Genomic DNA, 22545 nt, shown 5'->3' on the forward strand with positions numbered 1-22545 from the left:
GACAAATGCTCGGCGGCAAAACGGGGCTGGCCCCGAAGGCCCAGCCCCTTGCCTGACTCACGCAACCAGTGTGACATCCGCCGGGTTGAGGACCCGGTTGATTCCTGTCCATGCGTAGTGGAACCGCTCCGGAGTGACCGGGGTCCGCCCCGCGCCGAACTTCGGACGGACACACACACCGTCAAGAGCCAGCGAGAGCAATTCCCGCCGCTCCTCCGTCGTCGCCTGTTCCCACGCCTCCCGAATCGCTGCCGCGTCCAGGAGAAAACCGATATCCGCCGTGGGCTCCGGAATCTGGCTCAGCACGGACTCAGCGGCACGAACGGCGTTCTCCGCCTCCTTGAGCAAGCCGGGGTAGAACTCAGCGGCCGGACCCTCAAACTCCTTGCGCTTGTACTTCGCCGCAACCAGATCCTCAAGGGCTGCCTTAGCATCTGCAAGGCGCTCTTCGGCCTCCCGTCGCTCCGCCACGCTGTCCGGACGGTGGCTGTCCAGCCAGCGGGCCGCCACAGCCTGAAGCAACGGATCATCTGGGGCGCTGGCCGTGAGTCGGTTCACGAATGCCTGAAGCACGAAGCTCTGTGCGTGAATTGCCGTGATCGACGCCGGAGCAGGGCACGGGACGCCCCCGGCGTTCTTGTGCGGGCAGCCGAAGGACACGCCCCGCTTGATCAGCGTCCGCCCGCACCCGGAGCAATGCAGCACGCCGGAAAGCTCGTGCCGGCCCACCGAACGGACGCCCCTCTTCGTGCCCTTCTTCCCGAACAGGGCTGTTCGCTCCGCGACCACCTTGCGGGCCTTGAGTTGCTGGGCTTCGGTAACAACGCCCTTCCCGACCGTGACCCGCTGCCCTTTGTCGTTCCGGTAGATGGGGTCTTCCCGGTCGTCCCAGTCACTGGCCGGTTGAAAACCGATGTAAGCCGGGTGCCGAAGGATCTTGTAAAGCCGGTTGGGGCTCCACCGATACCCCGGACGCGGGAAAATGCCCTCAGCGTGAAGACGCTTGATCACGGCGGGGACGGTGGCGCCCCCACCCACCTCCCGCACGATGCGCCGGATCACGTCAGCCTTCGTCAGCCCGTCAGGCTCTTCGGGGATCGCCGGTGCCGTGTCCGGGAAGAGTCGCCGAGTCTTGAGATCCTTCTTCAGCCCGTAGGGGATGCGCTTGGCGAGCCAGATTCCCTCGTCCTTGGAATACCGCCACGCGTCGGCCACACGATCCGACAGTTGGTCAGAGAACTCCTTTGCGTCCTCCGCCCGCCACATGATCATGCGGCGGTCTTTCGGTTCGCTCGTGTCGAGATTGTCGGACCCGAAGAAGATCCGCTTGCCTTCGAGACGATCCATGATCGTCAGTACCGCAAGCGCGCCCTTGCGGCTGAAGCGGTCCAGCTTGTACGACCAGAGGCAGCGAGTACCACCACCCTCAAGGGCACGGAGTCCTGCGTCGTACCCGGGACGGTGAACGTCCTTGCTGCCGCTGATCCCGTTGTCCACCCACACGTACCGGGGGCGGTACTTGTTCCACTCGCCCCACCGGATGCCGTCCTTGATCTGTTGGTTGACGCTCAGCTCACGGTCTTCGCGTCCCTTCCGGGAAACGCTCTTCCGCGCATAAATGTCCATGTCCCCGTTGGGGTCGATGATCATGTACGGCACGGCGACCCGTGCGCGGGAGTTCGGTCCGCTGAAGGTGGTGGGTCGTTCTACGGTCAGTGCCATCGTCCAAGCCCTCCCCCTTCCGCTGGGGGCTCCCCGGCCCCTCAGCGGGGCCCGCGCCCCACCTGGGGGCTTACGGCCGCTCTATGAGGCGTGTGGCCCCCTCTGCTGGGGACCTAGGGAGTGGGTTGCTTAGGTGCGTTTACCTTGCACCTCTGCAAGAAGGACGCCGTTCTTGATGAGGCGGTCGGGCGGCTGCGGCGCTTGGCGTCGTGATCAATAAGATCGATCGGATCAACCAGATCAGCCAGATTCAATAGATCAATTGTTCATACGGGAATGTGCGTTCGGTCAATTCTGGCCTTGTGACGGAGAAACAGGCCACATTCCGGCCCGTCCATGTGCCGACACCGGGCGCACGGGCAGCATGGTCCGCTCGTACGGCGCCGCCGCGCCGCCGGGTCGGATCGTCGGGGGTACTGGTGAATCACGCGTGGCCGCCATCCACATTTCTCGGCCGGTTGCGGAGCACGACGCGGGAGGAACTCCTCGGCCAGGGCACCCCGATGTCCTATCCGCCGCACCGCACTCTTCTGCAACAAGGCGACGGAAGCCGGCACGTCCTGGTGATCACGAGCGGTGTCGTCAAGGTCGTCGCCAGCGCCGAGAGCGGTTACGACATGCTGCTCGCCGTCCGTGTGGCGGGCGATCTGGTCGGCGAGATGGCGGCCTTCGAGGAGCGCCCGAGGTCCGGCACGGTGATCGCGTGCGGTGACGTGACGGCACGGATCATCCAGGTTCGGGCACTGGAAACCTTCCTCTCCGGCCACCCGGACGCCATGCGGGCCGCCCTGCGCATGCTGTGCGCCCGGCTGCGCTGGGCCAACCGGCGACGGATCGACTTCCAGGCGTACGACTCGCTCACCCGGCTGGCCCGGGTCCTGGCCGAGCTGTGCCAGGCGTACGCCCCGCCCTCGCAGAACAGCGACGGCAAGCGTTGTGACGTAGCCCTGACACAGAAAGAGCTCGCGTCGCTGGCCGGTCTGAAGCTCACCACGGCCGAAAAGAACCTGGCCGTGCTGACAGCCGAGGGACTGGTGGAACGCAGTTACCGCAACATAGTCATCCGTGACGTTCCGAAGTTGCTCGAATACGCCAAAGTCGCAGCTGACAACCCGTACTGATACGGGATCACTTCGCGCTCCCTCTCCTAGCCTCTCGGGCAGCACTTCATGGGCGGTTTCCGCCCGTCGCCAGCCCAGAGAGGAAATGATCGGGTGGCTGCGTGGCCTGATTTCTATCCCTGTACCTGCATAGCCGTGGACGCACAGGCTTACGGAAGCAACAACGACCGTGAGCAGTCCGAAATCCAGCACGACCTGCCGCGGCTCCTCGACCGTGCCGCCCGCGGGGCCGGTCTGGACCGCGCGCAGTGGCAGATCCAGCGCAAGGGCGACGAACAGCTCGCCGTACGACCCGTCGACGGAAACGAACCGCGGCTGGTCGACGACTACGTCCGCCATCTCGCCGCCGCGTTGCGCGAGTACAACGCCCGTCGGGTACCCGGAGCCCGGATGCGGCTGCGGGCCGTCATCCACCAGGGACTCGTGGAGCTGGCCGACAACGGTTTCGCCGGCACGGCCGTGGTGGCCACGGCGCGCCTGCTGAACTCCGACCCGCTCTACGACGCCCTCGCCGCGCACCCCGAGGCCGACCTGGCGCTGCTGCTGTCCGACGACGTCTTCCGTTCCACGGTGGTCGGCCGTCACACGACCCTGACCCCCGAGGACTTCACCCGGGTCACGGTCCGGGTGAAGGAGTACGGGGCCACGGCCTGGCTGCGGGTCCCCGGCGCGCCGGGCACGGCCCCGTCCGGGCCGAGGACCGCGGCAGCCGCCGGTCTCGCGGAGCCGGCGCCGGGGGCACCCGCGCGGGCCGCTCCCGGACCGGCCGCCACGGGCGGCGCCGGCGGGACCGGGATCAGCAACGAGTACCGCGCCGACCGGATCAGCGTCACCAACGTCGCCGGGCCCATGGACGCCCGGGGCGCCGTCTTCGGCTTCGGGAGCGCCGGTGACTGACGAACCGGACCCGAACGACGGTCCGGCCGCACCGTCCGTACCCGCCCCCGAAGAAGAACCCGCGCCCCCCGCGCCGGACGACGCGGACAACGCGCCGGAGGCCGGCGCGGACGGCTTCGAGCCGGACGCGGGTCCGGTCCGGCGTCCGGAGCCGGACGAACACGACGAGGACGACCGGGGTTACGACGACCTGCGCCGCGTCCACCAGCTCGTCAGCAACAACAACTACAACAACTTCTACGGCGTCGTCGACGCCTCCGGAGCGGCGTTCGGCTTCGGTGGTGCCTCGTCCCCCGGTCTCGCCTCGGGCACCGTCGAACCCGAGGAGGCGGACCGCGCCCTGCGGTTCTACGTCCCGCCGCGCCGCTGTTTCGACGAGGCGCTCGACAAGCTGCGCGACAACTCCCTCGTCGTGCTGACCGGCCAGGACAACTGCGGCCGGGGCGTGGGATCCCTCGCCCTGCTCAGGGAGTTCCTGGGCACGAAGGCCAGGCTGCGCAGCCTGTCGCCCGCCAACTCCCTGGCCGAGCTGGCCTCGTCGCGGGACCTCAAGGCGGGCCAGGGGTACGTCATCCGCGACTACGTCGGCGAGCTGAACGTCGAGGCCGTGCAGGCGTACGCGATCGAGCGGCTGAGCAAGGAACTCCGCCGCAAGGGCTCCTACCTGGTGGTCACGGCCGGCCTCGCGAGCCACCGCCGACTGGCCCTGCGGGACCACTGCGTGAAGTGGCGGGCCCCGGACCCCGTGGAACTGTTCGAGCACTGCCGGGAGTCGCTGCCGGGCGCCGCCCTCCCGCCCGACACCGAGCGCGAGCTGCTGGAGCGGATCCGGGAGCAGCGGCGGCCGGCGGACATCGTGGCCGCGGCCGAGGTCCTGTCCCGGGACGGCGCGGAGAAGGCGCTGGAAACCCTGCGGGACCGGTGCCGGGAGCTGGTCCGGGCGTTCTTCGGCAAGCAGCCGGCCGCGGACCGCCTGATCCCCCTCGCGGCCCTGGCGTTTCTGGAGGGCATCCCGGAGCGGACGTTCGAGAAGGAGTGCGCCTCCCTCTTCGCCGAGGTGCGCGACTGGGAGCTGAGCGGTGGCACGCCGCCGGTCGAGGAACCGGACGACCAGGTAAGGACACCGGTGCGCGGCGCGGTGGCCCGGCAGTCGCGGGCCCACTGGAAGGAGTGGGCGGAGGGGCTCGTACGCGTGGAACACCGGCCCGAGCCGGGCCGCGACTCCGGGCGCAGCGAGCGCCGCCTGGTTTTCGCCGAACCCCGTGTCCGCGAGTTCGTCATCGAGGAGCTGCACGAGCTGTACGGCTACGAGCTCTGGTACCCGCTGCGCCAGTGGCTGGGTGAACTGGCCCTGCTGGGCGACCTGGACACCCGTACGGAGGTGGCCCGCGGGGTCGCGCTCCTGGCCCGGCACGCGCTCGTCGAGGTCGACGAGAACATGCTGAAGGTGTGGTCCGAGGGGCTCACCAGCCAGCGCGTGACCGCCGCTCTGACGCTCCAGTTCATGTCCGGGGTCGAGCATCTCGCGCCGCAGGCCATGCACATCGCCCTGGGCTGGACGGCCGACAGCGGGCCCGGCCGGGCCGTGACGGCCGCCATGGCGCTCACCGGCCGCCTGGCCTCGCTCTACCGCCTGGACACACTCAACTGGCTCTGGTTCCTGACGCAGCGCCAGGAACGCGTCGCGTTCTCGGCCCGCCGTTCACTGGTCCTGCTTCTACAGACCGCCGCCGAGGAACAGGACCCGGAACGGGCGCTGTTCACCCTCCGGCACGTACGCACCGTGATCGCCGACGCGGCGCCGGGATCACGGGAGCGGTCGATCGCCCTGCGGACCGCCGTCCAGCTCCTGGAGGCCGACCGGCTGGACACGCCCGAACCCGTCACGGCGGCGCTCCTGCGTACCGCCCCGGACAGCGCCCGCCACCTCGGGTCCCTGTGGGTGGACGTCCTGCACAGCGGCAACCGGAGCCGCGCGGTCGCCGCGCTGTGCCGGACGCTCGTACAGCTGCGTGACGACCCGTCCGTCACCGACGCCGTGAGCCGGCTCGGCGACGCCATGCAGAGCGCCATGAGCGAGCTCCAGTGGGCCGCGCTCCGCCGCCACCTGTCCCTCGCCCTGAAGCGTCCCGACTACGCGATCCCCGGCGCCCGCCAACTGGCGCGGGTGCTCCTGGGATCGCTGCGCGGCCGGCCGCCGGGGGACTCCCGGCGCTCCACCGCGTCCCTCCTGTCCGTCCCACCCTTCACCGCCCCTCAAGGAGGCCGAAGCAAGTGAACTACCCGGTCATCGCCGAACACATCCTGGCGACCGTCCAGGGCACCTGGTGGTCCCGGCGTCGCCGACGCGACGACGTGCCGCAGCTGCCGACCGGCGCGGTCTATGTTCTCAGGGTCGGCGGGAACTACCGCCTGTTCCCCGAGGGCATGGTGTTCGACCCGTCCCACCCCGACGTGCTCGACGCCTCCTCGGTCAGCCTCGTCGACACCCGCGCGCGTCTGGTCGAGGTGGAGCGGACGCTCCCCTCCGTCAGCGAGGCCGACAGGTTCTCGGTACGCGCCTCCTTCACCTGCCAGGTGACCGACCCGACGGTCATCGCCCGGCAGGGCGTCATCGACGTCACCGTTCCGCTGCGCGCCTACCTGATGGGCGACGGCGACCTGGCCAGGATGAGCGCCGGGCACCGGGTCGAGGAGGTCAACGCGGTGCGGACCCAGGTCGGCCACCGCATGACCGCCTACAGCGCGATCGTGCCGCCCCGGGTCGCGGGCATGAGCGTGGAGTTCGTCAGCGCCGAGGTCCACGCCTCGGACGACCTGCGGGACCATGAGCAGAAGCGGCGCGACAAGCAACGCTTGTGGGAACTCCAGCGGGGCCAGCGCGACTTCGAGACCCAGGACGCCCTCCAGATAGCGGATCTCCTCGCGCGGGGATCGGACCACGTGGACGCCTTCGGGATCGCCCGGCAGGAGATCGGCGTCACCGACGCGGCGTCGCGCATCCACCGCGACACCGAGAAGGCGTCGGCCCGCAGGCACGAGGCCGAGGTGTCGGAGCGGGTCCACGCGCAGGCGCGGGAGACGGCCGAGGCGCAGATGCAGCGCGACACGGTCCTGACGCTGCTGCGGCAGATGGGCGGCAGCGACTACGTCGACCTCCACCAGGTCCTGGAACAGCTGCTGCGGGAAGACCGCAGGTCCGCGCCGGGCGTGAGTGCCGCCGACGGTTCCCGGATGGTCGGGCCGGGGCCGGCCCGACCCGGTCGTACGGAGACGGGCCGGAACGGCTCGCGGGACCCCCGGGGCGGCTTCGTCAGGGACGAGGACGATCTCCTTGACTGACTTCCTGACGGACCGTGTGACGCCTCCGGCGCCCGGCACGGTGAACGGCCGGGCCACCGGTCACGACACCACGGCGCACACCGGGCGTCACCGGGCCGCCGCCCGCACCGTGAGGGACTCGTCCACGACCACCCGCGCCACCGGGGACGGGGCCCCCGCCCGTACCGCCCGCCGCTCCTTCGACCTCGACCCGGCACGACGGCTGCGTACCCTGACCGGCGTCGACGAGGAGCTGCTGGCCAGGGTCAGGTACGAGCGGAGCAAGTACACGGCCCTCGGCGGAGTGGTGCTCGGCACCTCCGTCATCGCGGCGTTCTCCATGTGGAACTTCGCGGGCGAGGTGCTCGGCCGGGTCTCCGTCGTGGCCCTGGTCCCGACGGTCATCTGGATGCTGTTCGTGCTCAACCTCGACCGCTGGCTGGTGACTCCGCAGCCGAACGCCCGGCGACGGGTCGGCCCCCTCCTCACACGGCTGCTGATCGCCCTGATGCTCGGCACGGTGATCGCCGAGCCCCTGGTCCTGCGCATCTTCCAGACAGCCATCGAGGAGCGCGTCGCCGGCGAACGGACCGACGACATCGACCAGTTGCGCACGGATCTGGTCCGCTGCAACCCCATGCCGTCCACGACACGGACCGCCGCCCCGGAGGGCTGTGGCAGAACGTACGTGCTCTCCTTCGGCAAGTCGCCCGGCGAACAGGCCGAGGAACTGGTCGCCGTACGCGCGGACGCCACCGAGCTGCGGAAGCGGGTGGACCGGGACACCACCAGGCTGGAGGCGCTCGACTCCGAGGTACGGGACGAGTGCCGCCGGATGATCCGCATGGCCGCCACGGGATTGCTCCAACGGACGTCCGAATGCCTGCGGCTGCGTGAGAAGGCACAGGAGTACCGGGCGATCCACGACACCGACGAGAACGAGAAGCGGCTGGCCCGCATGGACAGCCGTATCTCGAAGATCGAGGCCGAACAGACCGTGTCGCGCGGGGACTTCCTCCGGACCCGGGCCGACGGCATCGAACAGCGGCTGGACGAGGAGCGCGTGAAGCACCAGGAGATCGGTGTCCTGGAACGGATGCTGGCACTCGACCGGCTCGCCACCGGGAACCCGGTGCTGTTCGTGGGCATCTGGCTGGTCCGGCTGCTGTTCGTGCTCCTCGACATCCTTCCCGTGCTGGTGAAGTACCTGAGCGGCGAGTCCGCGTACGACCGGATGCTCACCAGTGCGAGCAACAGCGCGGTGAAGATCCACGACGAGGAGATCCGGATCACCGAGCGCCGGGTGCTGGCGGAACTGGAGCTCGCCCAGGACGCCGTCGACCAGGACGTCCGGCGTCATCGCGCCGAGTCGGAGGCCGAGTTGCGCGAGCACAAGGCGGAGATGAACATCCGGGTCCGGCAGGCGGTGAACGCGCTGGAGGACGAAATCCGCCGTACGTCGACGGTCTGACCGGACCGCCCGACCGCCGACCCGCCCGCCCGCCCGCCCGCCCGCCTCAGGAGAACAGTGCCACGGCCGCCCCGGACACCCGGGGCGGCCGCCTGTCATCGACGCAACGGAGGGGGAGACATGAGCACAACCGGGGGCGACGCCCCAACAGGACCGGCCGCCGACACCGCGGCCGACCGCGGCGCGGAACTCGCCCGCGTCCTGCTGTCCGAGGCCCGCGAGGAACTCACCAAGGCCGACAACAAGGCCGGTCTCATGCTGGCGTCCCTGGGCGCGGCCCTGACCGCCGTACTCGGCGCGATCGGCGGCGGCGCCGTCGACCTGCGGCAGTACGCCGTCGTCCCGCAGGTCCTCCTCTGGTCGGGCTGCGCCGCCTGCGTACCGGCACTCGTCCTGCTGGGTCTGGCCGTGGCCCCGCGGCTCGGGAACCCCCGCCACCTCCGTACCCACTACTTCGGCGACGCGAGGCTCGCGCTGTCGTCCGGGCAGCTGGAGCGCACGGTCCGCCGCACCGACCTCGTGTCCCGGAACCTGAGCCAGCTGGCGGTCCTCTCGCAGATCGCCTGGACGAAGTACCGCTGCATACGCCACGCGCTGGTGTGGGGCACGGCGTTCCTCGTGCTCACGCTGCTGGGCATCGTGACGGGAGCGTCGGTGTAGGCGCACGGGACCTCGCGGGGTCGCACGGGGCCGTACGGGCGTCCGCCGGCGGGCCGGGTCGTGGCGGCGTCCCCGGGCCGGGCGTGCGCGTGCACACGGAGCCCGGCCGAGCGCGTACATGCGAAAGCCCGGCCGGGAGCCGTGATCGTCTCGGGATCGCGGCCCTCGTGCCGGGCCCTCGTGCCGGCCTTGTACCGGCTGCGGGTGGCCGGGTCAGGCGTCCTCGGCCGGGGGCTGCTCGGCACGCGGGGTCGCACGGGGCCGTACGGGCGTCCGCCGGCGGGCCGGGTCGTGGCGGCGTCCCCGGGCCGGGCGTGCGCGTGCACACGGAGCCCGGCCGAGCGCGTACATGCGAAAGCCCGGCCGGGAGCCGTGATCGTCTCGGGATCGCGGCCCTCGTGCCGGGCCCTCGTGCCGGCCTTGTACCGGCTGCGGGTGGCCGGGTCAGGCGTCCTCGGCCGGGGGCTGCTCGGCCGGCTTGTCCTCCGTCGGCGTCAGGCCGAAGGTCTCCACGATCCACTTGTCGAACTCGATCGACGCGCGCACCCAGCTGACGGTGGACGACACGAAGTGCTCCAGGGCGACGCCGGTGCCGATCAGCATCTGGGCCTCGCCGATGAGGCGGACGGTCGTCGGGGCGCCCTCCTCCTCGTGCGTGTGGCTGTAGACCTTGGGCCACAGGGTGCGGCGGTTCCAGTCGTCGATCGCGTCGAGGATCTTCGCCTTGTCCTCAAGGGCGTGCGGACGGTCGTAGAAGGTCCGCACCGAGAAGACCTGCTGGTCGGCGTCGCCGCGGAACATGAAGTACGTGCGGAAGTCCTCCCACGGGGCGGCGAGGTCACCCTCGTCGTCCACCACGTACTTCAGCTCCATCTGGTCGAGGAGCTGCTTGACCAGGTCCTGGTCGGGGACGACAGGGCCCGCCGTTCCCGCAGCCTGCTGCTGGGGCTGGGCCCCGAAGTTCGGAATCGAGGACGGGTCGATGGTCATCGCTGGATTCTCCTGAGGATGGCATGCCGTTGTCTGACACCGACCCTAGCCGCGATCCCCCGCCGGAAACCCGGCACCCCGTCGGCAATCGGGCCCCGGACCACACGGACGCCGGGAGCGTATGCCCCGGCCCGGACCAACCGGGCATCCGGACCGCGGGGGCGCCGGGACCGCGTGGGCGGCGGGCGCCGGGCGGTTACGGCGTCTTCTCCAAAGAAGGCGCTCCCGGCGCGGCCCCGTCCCCCGCCCCGGCCTCCGGCTCCCGCCCGCCTGACGCCGGGCCGACGATCAGCCCGTTCCCCGCGCGGTCCACCCGCACGGTGTCGCCGTCCACGACCTCACCGGCCAGGATCTCCTTGGCCAGCCGGTCGCCGATGGCCGTCTGGATCAGCCGGCGCAGCGGGCGCGCGCCGTACGCCGGGTCGTTGCCCTCCTCGGCGAGCCACGCCAGGGCCTCCGGGGTGATGTCCAGGGTGAGCCGGCGGTCCGCCAGCCGCTTGGCCAGGAAGCCGATCTGGAGCTCGGCGATCCGGGCCAGCTCGTCCTTGGCGAGCGCGGAGAACACCACGAGGTCGTCCAGCCGGTTCAGGAACTCCGGCTTGAAGGACGCCCGTACGGCCTCCAGGACCTGCTGCTTCTTCGTCTCGGCCGAGGGAATCGGATCGACCAGGTACTGACTGCCGAGGTTCGACGTGAGCACCAGGATGGTGTTGCGGAAGTCCACCGTCCGGCCCTGGCCGTCGGTGAGGCGCCCGTCGTCCAGCACCTGGAGCAGGACGTCGAAGACCTCCGGGTGCGCCTTCTCGACCTCGTCCAGCAGGACCACGCTGTACGGCCTGCGGCGTACGGCCTCGGTGAGCTGGCCGCCCTCCTCGTACCCGACGTAGCCGGGAGGGGCCCCCACCAGGCGCGCGACGGAGTGCTTCTCGCCGTACTCGCTCATGTCGATACGGACCATGGCCCGCTCGTCGTCGAAGAGGAAGTCGGCCAGCGCCTTGGCCAGTTCGGTCTTGCCGACACCGGTCGGGCCCAGGAAGAGGAACGAGCCGGTGGGCCGGTCCGGGTCCGCGATGCCCGCGCGGCTGCGCCGTACGGCGTCCGACACGGCCTCCACCGCCTCCGACTGCCCGATCAGCCGGCGCCCCAGCTCGGCCTCCATACGGAGGAGCTTGCGCGTCTCGCCCTCCAGCAGCCGGCCCGCCGGGATGCCGGTCCACGACCCGACGACGTCGGCGATGTCGTCCTCGCCGACCTCGTCCTTGACCATGGTGTCCTTGGAGGCTTCCTCCTCGGCCTCGGCCGCCGCCGCCAACTCCTGCTCCACGGCCGGGATCTCGCCGTACAGCAGCTTGGACGCGGTGTCGAGGTCCTGGTCGCGCCGCGCGCGCTCCGCCTGTCCGCGCAGCTCGTCCAGCTTCTCCTTCAGCTCGCCGACCCGGTTGAGGCCCTGCTTCTCCTTCTGCCAGCGGGCGTCGAGTCCGCGCAGTTCCTCCTCGCGGTCGGCGAGGTCGCGGCGCAGCTTCTCCAGCCGCTGCCGGGACGCGGCGTCGGACTCGTTCTTCAGCGCCAGCTCCTCCATACGGAGGCGGTCGACGGCCCGCTGGAGCTCGTCGATCTCGACGGGCGAGGAGTCGATCTCCATACGGAGGCGGGACGCGGCCTCGTCCACCAGGTCGATGGCCTTGTCCGGCAGGAAGCGCGAGGTGATGTAGCGGTCCGAGAGCGCGGCGGCGGCCACCAGGGCGGCGTCGGCGATCTGCACCTTGTGGTGGGCCTCGTAACGGCCCTTGAGGCCGCGCAGGATCGCGATCGTGTCCTCGACGTTCGGCTCGGCGACCAGCACCTGCTGGAAGCGCCGTTCCAGCGCGGCGTCCTTCTCGATGCGCTCGCGGTACTCGTCCAGCGTCGTCGCGCCGACCATGCGCAGTTCGCCGCGCGCGAGCATCGGTTTGAGCATGTTGCCCGCGTCCATGGCGGAGTCGCCGCCGGCGCCCGCGCCCACGACGGTGTGCAGTTCGTCGATGAAGGTGATGATCTGCCCGTCGCTGTCCTTGATCTCGGACAGGACGGTCTTCAGCCGCTCCTCGAACTCGCCGCGGTACTTGGCGCCCGCGACCATGGCGCCCAGGTCCAGGGAGACCAGCTTCTTGTTCTTCAGGGACTCCGGCACATCGCCCTTGACGATGCGCTGCGCGAGTCCTTCCACGACGGCGGTCTTGCCGACGCCGGGCTCGCCGATCAGTACGGGATTGTTCTTCGTACGGCGCGACAGCACCTGCACCACACGGCGGATCTCCTGGTCGCGGCCGATGACCGGGTCCAGCTTGCCCTCGCGCGCGGCGGCCGTGAAATCGGTGCCGAACTTCTCCAGGGCCTTGTACTGGCCCTCCGGGTCGGGTGTGCTCACCCGGCGTCCTCCCCTTGCCTTCTCGAACGCGGCCAGCAGCTTCTTCGCCCCGGCGCCCCGCCGGTCCAGCATCTCCCCGGTCCGGCCGCCCTCGGCCGCGATCCCGATGAGCAGGTGTTCGGTCGAGAGGTACTCGTCGCCCAGCTTCCTCGCGCGCTTCGCGCCGTCGGCGATGACGGCGAGCAGCGCCCGGTCGGGCTGGGGCGGTGCGACGGTGGTGCCCCGCACGCTGGGCAGCTCGGCGAGCAGCCGCTCCGCCCCGGACCGTACCTCAGCCTGGTCGGCGTCGACCGCGACGAGCAGGTCGGTGATGTTCTCGTTGTCCTCGCCCCCGAGCAGCGCGAGCAGCAGGTGCGCGGGGGTCAGGTCGGCATGGCCCTCCGACACCGCGCGGTCGGTGGCGGCGTTGAGCGCGGCCTTGCTCTTGTTGGTCAGCTCGGCGTCCACGTCCGGTCTCTCCTCCTCGGCGCAGGGTCGGCCCACCAGGGACCTGACCCAACCAACGTACGCAAAGTTGAGTCTATTCCACTCAAGGCTGGGAGAGCCAGCTCCGACACCGCGACATCCGGCCCGTGGGGCCGTTCGGGCCCCCGGCCGCCCCACCGGCCAGCGGCCGGCCGGTGGGGCCCGCCCGCGCGCTTCGACGCACGGCTCGTACGACTCGTGCGCTTTGTCGTACGACCGGACCACCGGACGAGCGGCCCGACCGACAGCCGGACAAGCGGATGGACGAGCGGCCCGGCGTGCGGCGCTGGCGAACTCCCGCCACCAGGGCCCCGGGAGGCCGTTACGCGCCTATTCTTCCGGCATGGCCCAAGACGTACGCGATCCCGACGCCGACTATCTCGCCTTCTGGCGGGAGCGCCACCTGTGCACACTGACCACGCTCCGGCCCGACGGCACGCCGCACGTGGTCCCCGTGGGGGTGACGTACGAGTCGGAGGCACGGCTGGCACGTGTCATCACCGGCAAGGACTCCATGAAGGTGGCCCACATCCTGGCGGCGGGTCCGGCCGGGGCGCGGGTCGCGGTCTGCCAGGTCCACCGACGGCGCTGGGCGACTCTTGAGGGCGTCGCGACGGTGAGCGCGGACCCCGATCGGGTCGCGGACGCCGTAGGCCGTTACGCGGCCCGCTACGAGCGCGAGCCGAGGCCGAACCCGGACCGGGTCGTGGTCGAGATCGCGGTCGACCGCGCACTGGGCAGAGGATGAGAACCGGCACACCGCCCGGCGCGAGCCGGTGCGGGCCCGTACGCGGAGCCACCCGCGGAAACACCCACAGGAACGTGCCCGGCGACGCGAGCGGGCCCGCGCCGGCCTGCGGACGGCACCGCCGGGGAGGTCCGCGCCGAGCCGGGGGCCCGGGATCCGCGCCCGTATGCGGGCAGCACAGCGGCGCCATCGCGTTTCAGGTCCACGATGGCGCCGCTGTGTGGGGGAAGCGCCCGAGCGATCTACTACGACGGGGGAATCGCTCAGGCACTGCGGGGGGTGGCGGAAATGGTCTGTGGTTCGACCAGCTGGTGGTCACGCTGGTCAAGATTGACGAAAATCATGTCGTACCGAATCGCGCAGCGTACGGGCTGCGGCGCCCCCCGGGGCTTCCTCAGACACCGGTAGGCACGGACGTCCTCGTCCTCCTCGCGGACGACGACCACGGGCTCGCCGAACAGGGTGACCATCAGCGAGTCGCCGCGATGAGGAATCGCCGTGACGAGATCGATGAAGTGCCATCCGGACCGGTAGGCCGAAGCCATCTCGCGCCGAAAGACCCTGTCGTCGGGCGGGACAGTCATGCGCCCAGGTCCACCGGCGGGTTCTCCCACGTGGGCTCACCCGGTACAGCCTGCACAGAGTGCGCCGGCTCGGTCTCCCAAGTGGGTTCACCGTTGGCGGCGACGACCGTGAAAGCAGTCGCAGCAACAGCAAGTGCGCAAAGTGTGCGAACCATCCTCTTCATGGACGATCTCCACCCCATTCTGATCACTATCCCTCCCCCCGCGTCTAAGACGATGGCCCACAGTTCACGCAACCACCAGCGACCACGGGCATCATGTTCCTGTAATTCAGGACCCTGAGGGGGTGACAAATGCAGTCAAATCAGGCTACTTCCGGGCACAGACACAGCCCCGGCGAACTGTGCGAAGCGGGTAAAAACCTTTACGCGGCAGCTCTGCGCTCCGGTCGGCTGTCCCGGTCGGACGCGGAAGCCGCGCCCTGCCTGCTCGATCTGGCCCTGCTGCACCCGGACCCGGACGATCCGCAGTGGCTGCGTCCGGTGCCCCCGGCGATCGCGCTCAACCAGCTCACGCACCCCATCGAGCGTGAGATCCAGGAGCGCCGGCAGATAGCCACCTCGCTGGCCGACACCTTCGAGCCGTTCATGAGCCTCACGGCTCTGGACCCCTCCACGACGCACGCCATCACCGTGCTCGAAGGACTGAGCCTCATCAACACCACGCTCGACCGCCTCACGGCCGAGTGCACCGAGGAACTGCTGACCGTCCAGCCCGGCAGCGGGCGCAGGCCCGACACGCTGGAGAAGGGGCTGGAGCGGGTGGCGCCGCTGCTCAACAACGGCGTCAAGATGCGCACGCTCTACCAGCACACCGCCCGCCACCACCCCTCCACGCTGGCCTTCGTGGAACACGTCGCGCCCTACGGCGCCGAGGTGCGGACTCTTGAGGAGATCATCGAACGGCTGATCATCATCGACCGGAAGGTCGCCCTGGTCCCGGCCCGCAGCGACCGCCAGATCGCCCTGGAGCTGCGCCACGAGGGCCTGGTGCAGTATCTCGTCGGTGTCTTCGAGCAGTTCTGGCTCCACGGGACGCCCTGGGACGACCAACTGTCCTACGCGCCCGAGCTGGACGGCATCACCAGCATCCAGCGGTCCATCGCCAAACTCCTGGTCGACGGCCACGTCGACGAGGCCATCGCGCGCCGGCTCGGCATGAACGTACGCACCTGCCGGGCGCACATCGCCAAGCTCAACACCACGCTCGGAAGCGGCAGCCGGGCGCAACTCGGCTATCTCATCGCCCAGTCGGGAATCCTGGACCAGGACCACTGACCCGTTACCCCCGTTCCGTCCGCCGCCCGGTCCGCGCACGACACCACGCCCCTGGACAGGGGCGTGGCCGCGCCGGGGGGTGAACGGCCGCGGCCCTCGGGCGCGTCGGGGATGCGTGCGCGGGGAGGTGTGCGCGGGGAGTCGACCACTCCCAGCCACCGGCAAGCGTCCCCCGGTAGTTAGACTCGCACCACCGCCATCTTCCTGCACTGCAGAAAAAGGGGGGTGCCCAAGTGGCAGGAACCGCACCAAAGTTGACCCATCCGCACAGCGAGCGGGAGCTGTGCGACGCGGCCGTGCCCCTCTACACGGAGGCGCTGCGCGAGGGTGGTGTCCGCCGCGACCGGCTGACCGCCGCGCCCTGCCTGCTGGACATGGCGCTGCTGCGTCCGGACCCGGACGATCCCCAGTGGCTGCGCGCGGTGCCCCCGTCGGCCGCCCTGGCCCATCTGCTGCTGCCCATCACACGGGAGATCCACGAACGCGTACGGCTCACGACCCTGCTGGCCGACTCCCTGGCACCACTGGCGGCCGTGCCGAGCGCCGACCCCAATCTCTCCATCACGGTCCTCGAAGGCGTCCCCCGCATCAAGTCGGCCCTCCGGGAGGCGTCGGCCGCCGCGACGTCGGAGATCCTCACGGCGCAGCCCGGCGGCAACCGTACGAAGGAAGCCATGGAACAGGGCCTCAGGAACTCCCTGGCGGCCATCGAGCGGGGCGCGCGGCTGCGCCACGTCTACCAGCACCCGGCGCGCTACAGCCCGCACCTCAAGGAGTATCTGACGCGGGTGCCGGCCGACCGGCTGGAGGTGCGCACCGTCGAGCAGACCGTCGAGCGGCTGATCATCATCGACCGTGAGGTGGCGCTCATCCCCGCCGACCCCGACCGGACGACGGCTCTGGAGATCCGGCACCCCGGTCTGGTGACCTATCTCGTCCAGGTCTACGACGTGCTGTGGGCGCAGGGCACCCCGCTGACGGAACAGCTCACGGCGCCCGCGCCGCGGGCCCCGGTCACCCAGGTCCAGCGCGGCATCGCCCGGCTCCTCGTCGAGGGCACCAGCGACGAGGTGGTGGCCCGCCGGATGGGCATCAGCGTCCGTACCTGCCGCTCCCACATCGCCAAGCTGATGCAGGCCCTCAACGCCTCCACGCGCACCCATCTGGGCGCCCTGCTGGCCCGGTCGGGCCTGGCCGACCCCCAGCCGCCCCAGCCTCCCGGAACCCCCTGAGGACGCCGACGGCGGCCGGGGCACGCGAAAGGCCCGCCGCCCACCGGGAGTTCCCGACGGACGACGGACCCGAACAGCTCAGTCGCCGGCTCGTGCCGGCCGATCCCCGAAGATCCGCCGGACAGTCCCTAGTCGGACGACAGCTTCGGCTTCGGGCGCCACACCACCAGCGCGCTGGTCTGCTGCACGTCCTGGTACGGCACCAGGTCCCGCCGGTACGACGCGTGGACCTGGGCCTCGCGCTGGCGCATCGCCGCCGCCGCGCCGTCCACCGCCGCGCCGAGTTCCGCCACGCGGGCCTGGAGCGCGGCGACCTGGTTCTCCAGTTCGATGATCCGCTTGATGCCGGCCAGATTGATACCCTCGTCCTGCGACAACTGCTGCACCTGGCGCAGCAGTTCGATGTCGCGTGCCGAGTAACGCCTGCCGCGGCCCGCCGTCCGGTCCGGCGAGACCAGACCCAACCGGTCGTACTGACGCAGGGTCTGCGGATGCAGCCCCGACAGCTGAGCCGCCACCGAGATGACGTACACCGGCGACTCGTCGGTCAGTTCGAAGGCCCGGTTGAACGATGACTGCGGTCGACGCCGCCCGACCCCGTCCATGGAGTCACGCTCCCTTCGCTGCCTGGAACAGCTCGTCCCGCGGGTTCTCCCCCGCGGTCGCCTTCCGGTAGGACTCCAGCGCGTCACGAGCCTCGGCACCGAGTTCCTTGGGAACGACCACCTCGACGGTGACGAGGAGATCGCCGCGACTGCCGTCCTTGCGTACGGCACCCTTCCCCCGGGCGCGCATCGTACGTCCGTTGGGGGTGCCCGCGGGCAGTTTCAGGGTGACCGGCGGACCGCCCAGCGTCGGGACCTTCACCTCGCCGCCGAGCGCCGCCTCCACGAAGGTGACCGGCACCGTGACGGTGAGGTTGTCGTCCTTGCGGCCGAAGACCGGGTGCGAGCCGACGTGGACCACCACGTACAGATCGCCCCCGGGACCGCCGCGCTCGCCCGGCGCGCCCTTGCCGCGCAGCCGGATCCGCTGGCCGTCGCTGACGCCCGCCGGGATGCGGACCTGCATGGTCCGCGAGGACCGGGCACGGCCGCTGCCCTTGCAGACGTCGCACGGGTCCTGGGCGATCAGCCCACGGCCCTTGCAGTCCACGCAGGGGTCGGTCAGCGAGAAGCCGCCGCCCGAGCCGCGCGACACCTGACCGGTGCCGACACAGGTCGGGCAGACCCTCGGTGAGCCGTTCTTGTCGCCGGTGCCCGAACACGCCTTGCAGGGGGCCTGGCTGGACATCCGGAGCGGGACCGTGGCCCCGTCGACCGCCTCGGTGAAGCTGAGCGTCACCTCGGACTCGATGTCCTGGCCCCGGCGCGGCTGCGTCCGCGTGCCGGTGCCGGGCCCGCCTCTGTTGAAGAGGCCGCCGAACACGTCCCCGAGTCCGCCGCCGAAGCCGCCCGCGCCGCCCTGGCCCTGGCCCTGCGGCCCGCCGCCCTGGGGGCCGCCTCCGAAGAGGTCCCCCAGGTCGAAGTTGAAGGACCCGCCGCCGGCGCCGGGGCCGGCCCGGAAGCCGCCCCCGTTGCCGAAGAGCGAGCGGGCCTCGTCGTACTCCTTGCGCCGCTTGGGGTCACCGAGGATGTCGTTCGCCTCGGAGATCTCCTTGAAGCGCTCCTCGGCCTTGACGTCGCCCTTGTTGGCGTCCGGGTGGAACTCGCGGGCGAGCTTCCGGTACGCCTTCTTGATCTCGGCCTCGGTGGCGTCCTTGGGGACGCCGAGAACCTTGTAGTAGTCCTTCTCCACGAAGTCCTTGGTACTCATTCCCGACGTCCCTCCTCACTGCCCGTCATGCGTACTGCCCGTCCGTGCCGCCACCGGGACCCGTGGGCCCCGGCACGTCAGCCCTCGTCCGGGCCACCGTTCTCCTCGTCCGTGTCCGGCTCGTCGGCGGTCTTCGCCTTCTCCCCGGGCTGGACCCCCGGCTGGGGCTCCGCCACGGCGACGCGCGCGGGCCTGATGGTCCGCTCGCCGAACCGGTACCCAGGCTGGAGGATCGCGACGCACGTGTCCTCGGTGACATCCGGCGCGTAGCTGTGCATCAGCGCCTCGTGGATGGTCGGGTCGAAGGGCTCGCCCTCCTTGCCGAACTGCTGGAGGCCCATCTTGGAGGCCACCGTCTCCAGCGACTCCGCCACCGACTTGAACCCGCCCACGAGCTCGGCGTGCTCCCGGGCGCGCCCGATGTCGTCCAGCACGGGCAGCAGCTCGGTCAGGAGGTTCGCGATGGCGATCTCCTTGACCGTGATGCGGTCCCGCTCGACCCGGCGGCGGTAGTTCTGGTACTCGGCCTGAAGCCGCTGGAGGTCGGCCGTGCGCTCACCGAGCGCCGTACGGACCTGGTCCAGCTGTGCGATCAGGGCGGTCTGTGTGGCGTCCTGCTGTACGTCCCCGGCCGGGGGGGCCGCCGGGCCCGGCTCCTTGGCGGAGTCCGGCTCGGCGGCCTTCGGCGCGGCGTCTTCGGGGGTGGCGCCGGAAGGGACGTCGGGCTTCTCCTCGAAGCCCGGAGTCTCCTCCGTCACGCGGCACCGTCCTTCTTGGGCTTCTCGTCGTCCACGATCTCGGCGTCCACGACGTCGTCCGCGCCGCCGGCCGGGCCGGCCTGCTCGGTGCCGGGCGCGTCGGTGGCGCCGTCGCCCTGGGTGTTCGCGTACATGGCCTGGCCGAGCTTCTGCGAGACCGCGGCGACCTTCTCGGTGGCCGTGCGGATCTCGGTGGTGTCCTCGCCCTTGAGCTTCTCCTTCAGCTCGGCGATGGACGTCTCCACCTCGGTCTTGACGTCGCCGGGGACCTTGTCCTCGTTGTCCTGGAGGAACTTCTCGGTCTGGTAGACGAGCTGTTCGGCCTGGTTGCGGGTCTCGGCGGCCTCGCGGCGGCGGTGGTCCTCGTCCGCGTACTTCTCGGCCTCTTCGCGCATCCGGTTGACCTCGTCCTTCGGCAGCGAGGAGCCGCCGGTGACGGTCATCTTCTGCTCCTTGCCGGTGCCGAGGTCCTTCGCGGCCACGTGCATGATGCCGTTGGCGTCGATGTCGAAGGCGACCTCGATCTGCGGCACACCGCGCGGGGCGGGCGGCAGACCGGTCAGCTCGAACATGCCGAGCTTCTTGTTGTACGCCGCGATCTCGCGCTCGCCCTGGTAGACCTGGATCTGCACCGACGGCTGGTTGTCCTCGGCCGTCGTGAAGATCTCGGAGCGCTTCGTCGGGATCGTCGTGTTGCGCTCGATCAGCTTGGTCATGATGCCGCCCTTGGTCTCGATACCGAGGGACAGCGGGGTGACGTCGAGCAGCAGGACGTCCTTGACCTCGCCCTTGAGGACACCGGCCTGGAGCGCGGCACCGATGGCCACGACCTCGTCCGGGTTGACGCCCTTGTTGGCGTCACGGCCGCCGGTGAGCTCCTTGACGATCTCGGCGACGGCGGGCATACGCGTGGAGCCGCCGACCAGGACCACGTGGTCGATCTCGGACAGCGCGATGCCGGCGTCCTTGATGACGTTGTGGAACGGGGTCTTGCAGCGCTCCAGCAGGTCGGCCGTCAGCTGCTGGAACTGCGAGCGCGTGAGCTTCTCGTCCAGGTGCAGCGGGCCTTCGGCGGACGCCGTGATGTACGGCAGGTTGATCGTGGTCTCGGTGGAGGACGACAGCTCGATCTTCGCCTTCTCCGCGGCCTCGCGGAGACGCTGGAGAGCCATCTTGTCCTTGGAGAGGTCCACGCCGTGGCCGTTGGCGAACTGCTTCACCAGGTGGTCGACGACGCGCTGGTCCCAGTCGTCACCACCGAGGTGGTTGTCACCGTTGGTGGCCTTCACCTCGACGACGCCGTCACCGATCTCCAGGAGCGACACGTCGAAGGTGCCGCCGCCGAGGTCGAAGACGAGGATCGTCTGGTCGTCCTTGTCGAGGCCGTACGCCAGCGCGGCGGCGGTCGGCTCGTTGACGATGCGCAGGACGTTGAGACCCGCGATCTCGCCGGCCTCCTTGGTGGCCTGGCGCTCGGAGTCGTTGAAGTAGGCCGGGACGGTGATGACCGCGTCCGTGACCTTCTCACCCAGGTAGGACTCGGCGTCGCGCTTCAGCTTCTGAAGGACGAACGCGGAGATCTGCTGCGGGTTGAAGTCCTTGCCGTCGAGGTTGATCTTCCAGTCGGTGCCCATGTGGCGCTTGACCGACCGGATGGTCCTGTCGACGTTCGTGACTGCCTGGCGCTTGGCGACCTCGCCGACGAGCACCTCGCCGTTCTTGGCGAAGGCGACGACGGACGGCGTGGTCCTGGCGCCCTCGGCGTTGGTGATGACGGTGGGCTCGCCGCCTTCGAGAACGCTGACGACGGAGTTAGTCGTGCCCAGGTCGATGCCGACCGCACGTGCCATTTCGATTCCTCCAGCTGACTTGAGTGGAACAGGCTCAAGCATGCACGACTGATCCTCACGCGTCAACAGACCTGAGTCGGACAGGCTCAACTATCGTGCTGTCCGATTCGGGTGCCTTATCCGGAACGCCTGCGGTTACCGCAGGTCCGCGCGCCTTCGGAACTTCGCCTCCGTACTGAGACACGATCGTCCGGCAGCTGAATCGCAAAAGTCATGATGCCGTACACAGTGACCCACAACGGTCGGGGGTAGCGCATGGTTCCGCGTCCGAGCCGGGGGGCCCTTACACGGCGCAGGGTCCTCACGAGGCGTGACAGCAACACCCGCGCCCGGAGCCAGGGCCACACGCGAAGCCGGAGCCGAAGCCGGAGCCGCACCGGCCCGGCGGACCGCGCGGGCGACGCGGCCCGCTCGGGCGACGCCGGTCGTACGGGCCGCGCCGGTCGCGCACTCGGCGCCGTCCGCCGGTCGGCCCTCCGCCGCGCGGCACACGCGCGTGGCCGCGCCCACCGCGCCCTCAGCCGCGCCCTCACCCGCGTCGCCGATCACCTTCTCGATCTCCTCGACCCCAAGCGCCTGCTGGACCTGACGCTCGGTTCGCTCCTGCTCGCCCTGACCGCGCCCCTGCTCACCGCCGTCGCGCTCGCCCTCGCGCTGTCCCCGCGGCACCCCGGCCGCGCCTTCACCCGCGAGCCCCGCGTCGGCCTCAACGGTCGCGCCCTCAGGGTCCGTTCGCTCGCCACCCGCCGCCACCGGCTCGACCTGCTGTCGCGCCTGCCCCACGTCGTACGGGGCGACCTGTCGCTCGTCGGCCCGGCCCCGCTCGCCCCCGGCGACCCGGGGGCCGCCGCGCCCTGGCGGCAGTCCGTACGGCCGGGCCTCACCGGCCTCGCCCAGCTGCGCCGCCACTCCCCCTGGCCCTGGGACGAGCCCGCGCTGCTCGACCAGCACTACGTGGAGCACCACTGGATCGGCCTGGACCTGGCGATCCTGCTCCGTACGCCGTGCGCGACGGGAGCCCCGCACCGTACGCACGCCGCCGCGCCCCGGATCCCCGCCCAGGGTCACCTCAGCGACACAGATCACGGGCCGCGCGGTTACAGTGCGGCGGGATAACTGGGTATCCTCAGCACAAACCGATTAAGTTACCGCTTAGTAGCAACTCTTACCGCTCAGTAGCACCACTTTTCAGAGACTTAGCAGCAGCACCTCTTAAGGAGGCGGTGG

Annotated in this window: 18 protein-coding genes; 10 read left to right on the forward strand and 8 right to left on the reverse strand. The window is 70.4% G+C overall.

Features of this window, described 5'->3' with window-relative positions:
• Positions 1–57 precede the first annotated feature (57 nt).
• Positions 58–1722, reverse strand: a complete 1665-nt coding sequence (locus OG875_RS14020) for a recombinase family protein (RefSeq protein WP_330174563.1) — start codon at positions 1720–1722, stop codon at positions 58–60.
• A 458-nt stretch (positions 1723–2180) separates the two neighbouring features.
• On the opposite strand from OG875_RS14020, the gene OG875_RS14025 reads away from it, so the two are divergent.
• From OG875_RS14025 to OG875_RS14050, 6 genes are all read left to right on the forward strand, one after another.
• Complete coding sequence (locus OG875_RS14025; RefSeq protein WP_330174564.1) at positions 2181–2843, forward strand: Crp/Fnr family transcriptional regulator; 663 nt, start codon at positions 2181–2183, stop codon at positions 2841–2843.
• Positions 2844–2978: 135 nt separating this feature from the next.
• Positions 2979–3740 carry a hypothetical protein gene (locus OG875_RS14030; RefSeq protein ID WP_330174565.1) on the forward strand — a complete coding sequence of 254 codons (762 nt, stop codon included), beginning with the start codon at positions 2979–2981 and terminating at the stop codon, positions 3738–3740.
• Positions 3733–6018 carry a hypothetical protein gene (locus tag OG875_RS14035; protein ID WP_330174566.1) on the forward strand — a complete coding sequence of 762 codons (2286 nt, stop codon included), beginning with the start codon at positions 3733–3735 and terminating at the stop codon, positions 6016–6018. The genes OG875_RS14030 and OG875_RS14035 overlap by 8 nt, the downstream gene beginning before the upstream one ends.
• Complete coding sequence (locus tag OG875_RS14040) at positions 6015–7082, forward strand: hypothetical protein (RefSeq protein ID WP_330174567.1); 1068 nt, start codon at positions 6015–6017, stop codon at positions 7080–7082. The genes OG875_RS14035 and OG875_RS14040 overlap by 4 nt, the downstream gene beginning before the upstream one ends.
• Positions 7075–8532 carry a DUF4407 domain-containing protein gene (locus tag OG875_RS14045; RefSeq protein WP_330174568.1) on the forward strand — a complete coding sequence of 486 codons (1458 nt, stop codon included), beginning with the start codon at positions 7075–7077 and terminating at the stop codon, positions 8530–8532. Before OG875_RS14040 ends, OG875_RS14045 begins: the two co-directional genes overlap by 8 nt.
• A gap of 120 nt (positions 8533–8652) precedes the next feature.
• The gene (locus OG875_RS14050) at positions 8653–9192 is read left to right on the forward strand and encodes a Pycsar system effector family protein (protein ID WP_330174569.1); all 540 of its coding nucleotides are present in this window, start codon (positions 8653–8655) and stop codon (positions 9190–9192) included.
• 444 nt (positions 9193–9636) lie between these two features.
• Here the strand turns inward: OG875_RS14050 and OG875_RS14055 are convergent, their stop codons facing one another.
• Both OG875_RS14055 and clpB read right to left on the reverse strand, forming a co-directional pair.
• Entirely contained in the window at positions 9637–10182 is a 546-nt protein-coding gene (locus tag OG875_RS14055; RefSeq protein ID WP_330174570.1) for a YbjN domain-containing protein, read from the reverse strand.
• 196 nt (positions 10183–10378) lie between these two features.
• Positions 10379–13036: an ATP-dependent chaperone ClpB gene (clpB, locus tag OG875_RS14060; protein ID WP_330174571.1), complete on the reverse strand. Its 2658-nt coding sequence runs from the start codon at positions 13034–13036 to the stop codon at positions 10379–10381.
• A 361-nt stretch (positions 13037–13397) separates the two neighbouring features.
• On the opposite strand from clpB, the gene OG875_RS14065 reads away from it, so the two are divergent.
• The gene (locus OG875_RS14065) at positions 13398–13802 is read left to right on the forward strand and encodes a pyridoxamine 5'-phosphate oxidase family protein (protein WP_330174572.1); all 405 of its coding nucleotides are present in this window, start codon (positions 13398–13400) and stop codon (positions 13800–13802) included.
• Between the two features lie 263 nt (positions 13803–14065).
• Here the strand turns inward: OG875_RS14065 and OG875_RS14070 are convergent, their stop codons facing one another.
• Entirely contained in the window at positions 14066–14386 is a 321-nt protein-coding gene (locus OG875_RS14070) for a hypothetical protein (protein WP_023539836.1), read from the reverse strand.
• 293 nt (positions 14387–14679) lie between these two features.
• On the opposite strand from OG875_RS14070, the gene OG875_RS14075 reads away from it, so the two are divergent.
• Both OG875_RS14075 and OG875_RS14080 read left to right on the forward strand, forming a co-directional pair.
• Complete coding sequence (locus OG875_RS14075) at positions 14680–15663, forward strand: helix-turn-helix transcriptional regulator (RefSeq protein ID WP_330174573.1); 984 nt, start codon at positions 14680–14682, stop codon at positions 15661–15663.
• A gap of 254 nt (positions 15664–15917) precedes the next feature.
• Positions 15918–16895, forward strand: a complete 978-nt coding sequence (locus tag OG875_RS14080) for a helix-turn-helix transcriptional regulator (RefSeq protein WP_330174574.1) — start codon at positions 15918–15920, stop codon at positions 16893–16895.
• Positions 16896–17023: 128 nt separating this feature from the next.
• On the opposite strand, the gene OG875_RS14085 is transcribed toward OG875_RS14080, so the two are convergent.
• The 4 genes from OG875_RS14085 to dnaK form a co-directional block, all read right to left on the reverse strand.
• The gene (locus tag OG875_RS14085) at positions 17024–17500 is read right to left on the reverse strand and encodes a heat shock protein transcriptional repressor HspR (RefSeq protein ID WP_330174575.1); all 477 of its coding nucleotides are present in this window, start codon (positions 17498–17500) and stop codon (positions 17024–17026) included.
• Between the two features lie 4 nt (positions 17501–17504).
• Positions 17505–18710 carry a molecular chaperone DnaJ gene (gene dnaJ / locus OG875_RS14090; RefSeq protein WP_330174576.1) on the reverse strand — a complete coding sequence of 402 codons (1206 nt, stop codon included), beginning with the start codon at positions 18708–18710 and terminating at the stop codon, positions 17505–17507.
• A gap of 77 nt (positions 18711–18787) precedes the next feature.
• Positions 18788–19468: a nucleotide exchange factor GrpE gene (gene grpE / locus OG875_RS14095; protein WP_330174577.1), complete on the reverse strand. Its 681-nt coding sequence runs from the start codon at positions 19466–19468 to the stop codon at positions 18788–18790.
• Positions 19465–21318, reverse strand: a complete 1854-nt coding sequence (gene dnaK, locus OG875_RS14100) for a molecular chaperone DnaK (RefSeq protein WP_330174578.1) — start codon at positions 21316–21318, stop codon at positions 19465–19467. Before dnaK ends, grpE begins: the two co-directional genes overlap by 4 nt.
• A 255-nt stretch (positions 21319–21573) precedes the next feature.
• On the opposite strand from dnaK, the gene OG875_RS14105 reads away from it, so the two are divergent.
• Positions 21574–22434 carry a sugar transferase gene (locus OG875_RS14105; protein WP_330174579.1) on the forward strand — a complete coding sequence of 287 codons (861 nt, stop codon included), beginning with the start codon at positions 21574–21576 and terminating at the stop codon, positions 22432–22434.
• The last annotated feature ends 111 nt before the right edge of the window (positions 22435–22545 follow it).

Origin of the sequence: Streptomyces sp. NBC_01498 (genome assembly GCF_036327775.1) — a bacterium.
Classification (GTDB): domain Bacteria; phylum Actinomycetota; class Actinomycetes; order Streptomycetales; family Streptomycetaceae; genus Streptomyces.

Bases quoted from the DNA above. Each gene is read 5' to 3' on its own strand.
- OG875_RS14105 (WP_330174579.1), top strand. From the start codon at position 21,574: ATGGTTCCGCGTCCGAGCCGGGGGGCCCTTACACGGCGCAGGGTCCTC.
- OG875_RS14070 (WP_023539836.1), bottom strand. From the start codon at position 14,386: ATGACTGTCCCGCCCGACGACAGGGTCTTTCGGCGCGAGATGGCTTCG.
- OG875_RS14020 (WP_330174563.1), bottom strand. From the start codon at position 1,722: ATGGCACTGACCGTAGAACGACCCACCACCTTCAGCGGACCGAACTCC.
- OG875_RS14065 (WP_330174572.1), top strand. From the start codon at position 13,398: ATGGCCCAAGACGTACGCGATCCCGACGCCGACTATCTCGCCTTCTGG.
- OG875_RS14050 (WP_330174569.1), top strand. From the start codon at position 8,653: ATGAGCACAACCGGGGGCGACGCCCCAACAGGACCGGCCGCCGACACC.
- OG875_RS14075 (WP_330174573.1), top strand. From the start codon at position 14,680: ATGCAGTCAAATCAGGCTACTTCCGGGCACAGACACAGCCCCGGCGAA.
- dnaK (WP_330174578.1), bottom strand. From the start codon at position 21,318: ATGGCACGTGCGGTCGGCATCGACCTGGGCACGACTAACTCCGTCGTC.
- OG875_RS14085 (WP_330174575.1), bottom strand. From the start codon at position 17,500: ATGGACGGGGTCGGGCGGCGTCGACCGCAGTCATCGTTCAACCGGGCC.
- dnaJ (WP_330174576.1), bottom strand. From the start codon at position 18,710: ATGAGTACCAAGGACTTCGTGGAGAAGGACTACTACAAGGTTCTCGGC.
- OG875_RS14055 (WP_330174570.1), bottom strand. From the start codon at position 10,182: ATGACCATCGACCCGTCCTCGATTCCGAACTTCGGGGCCCAGCCCCAG.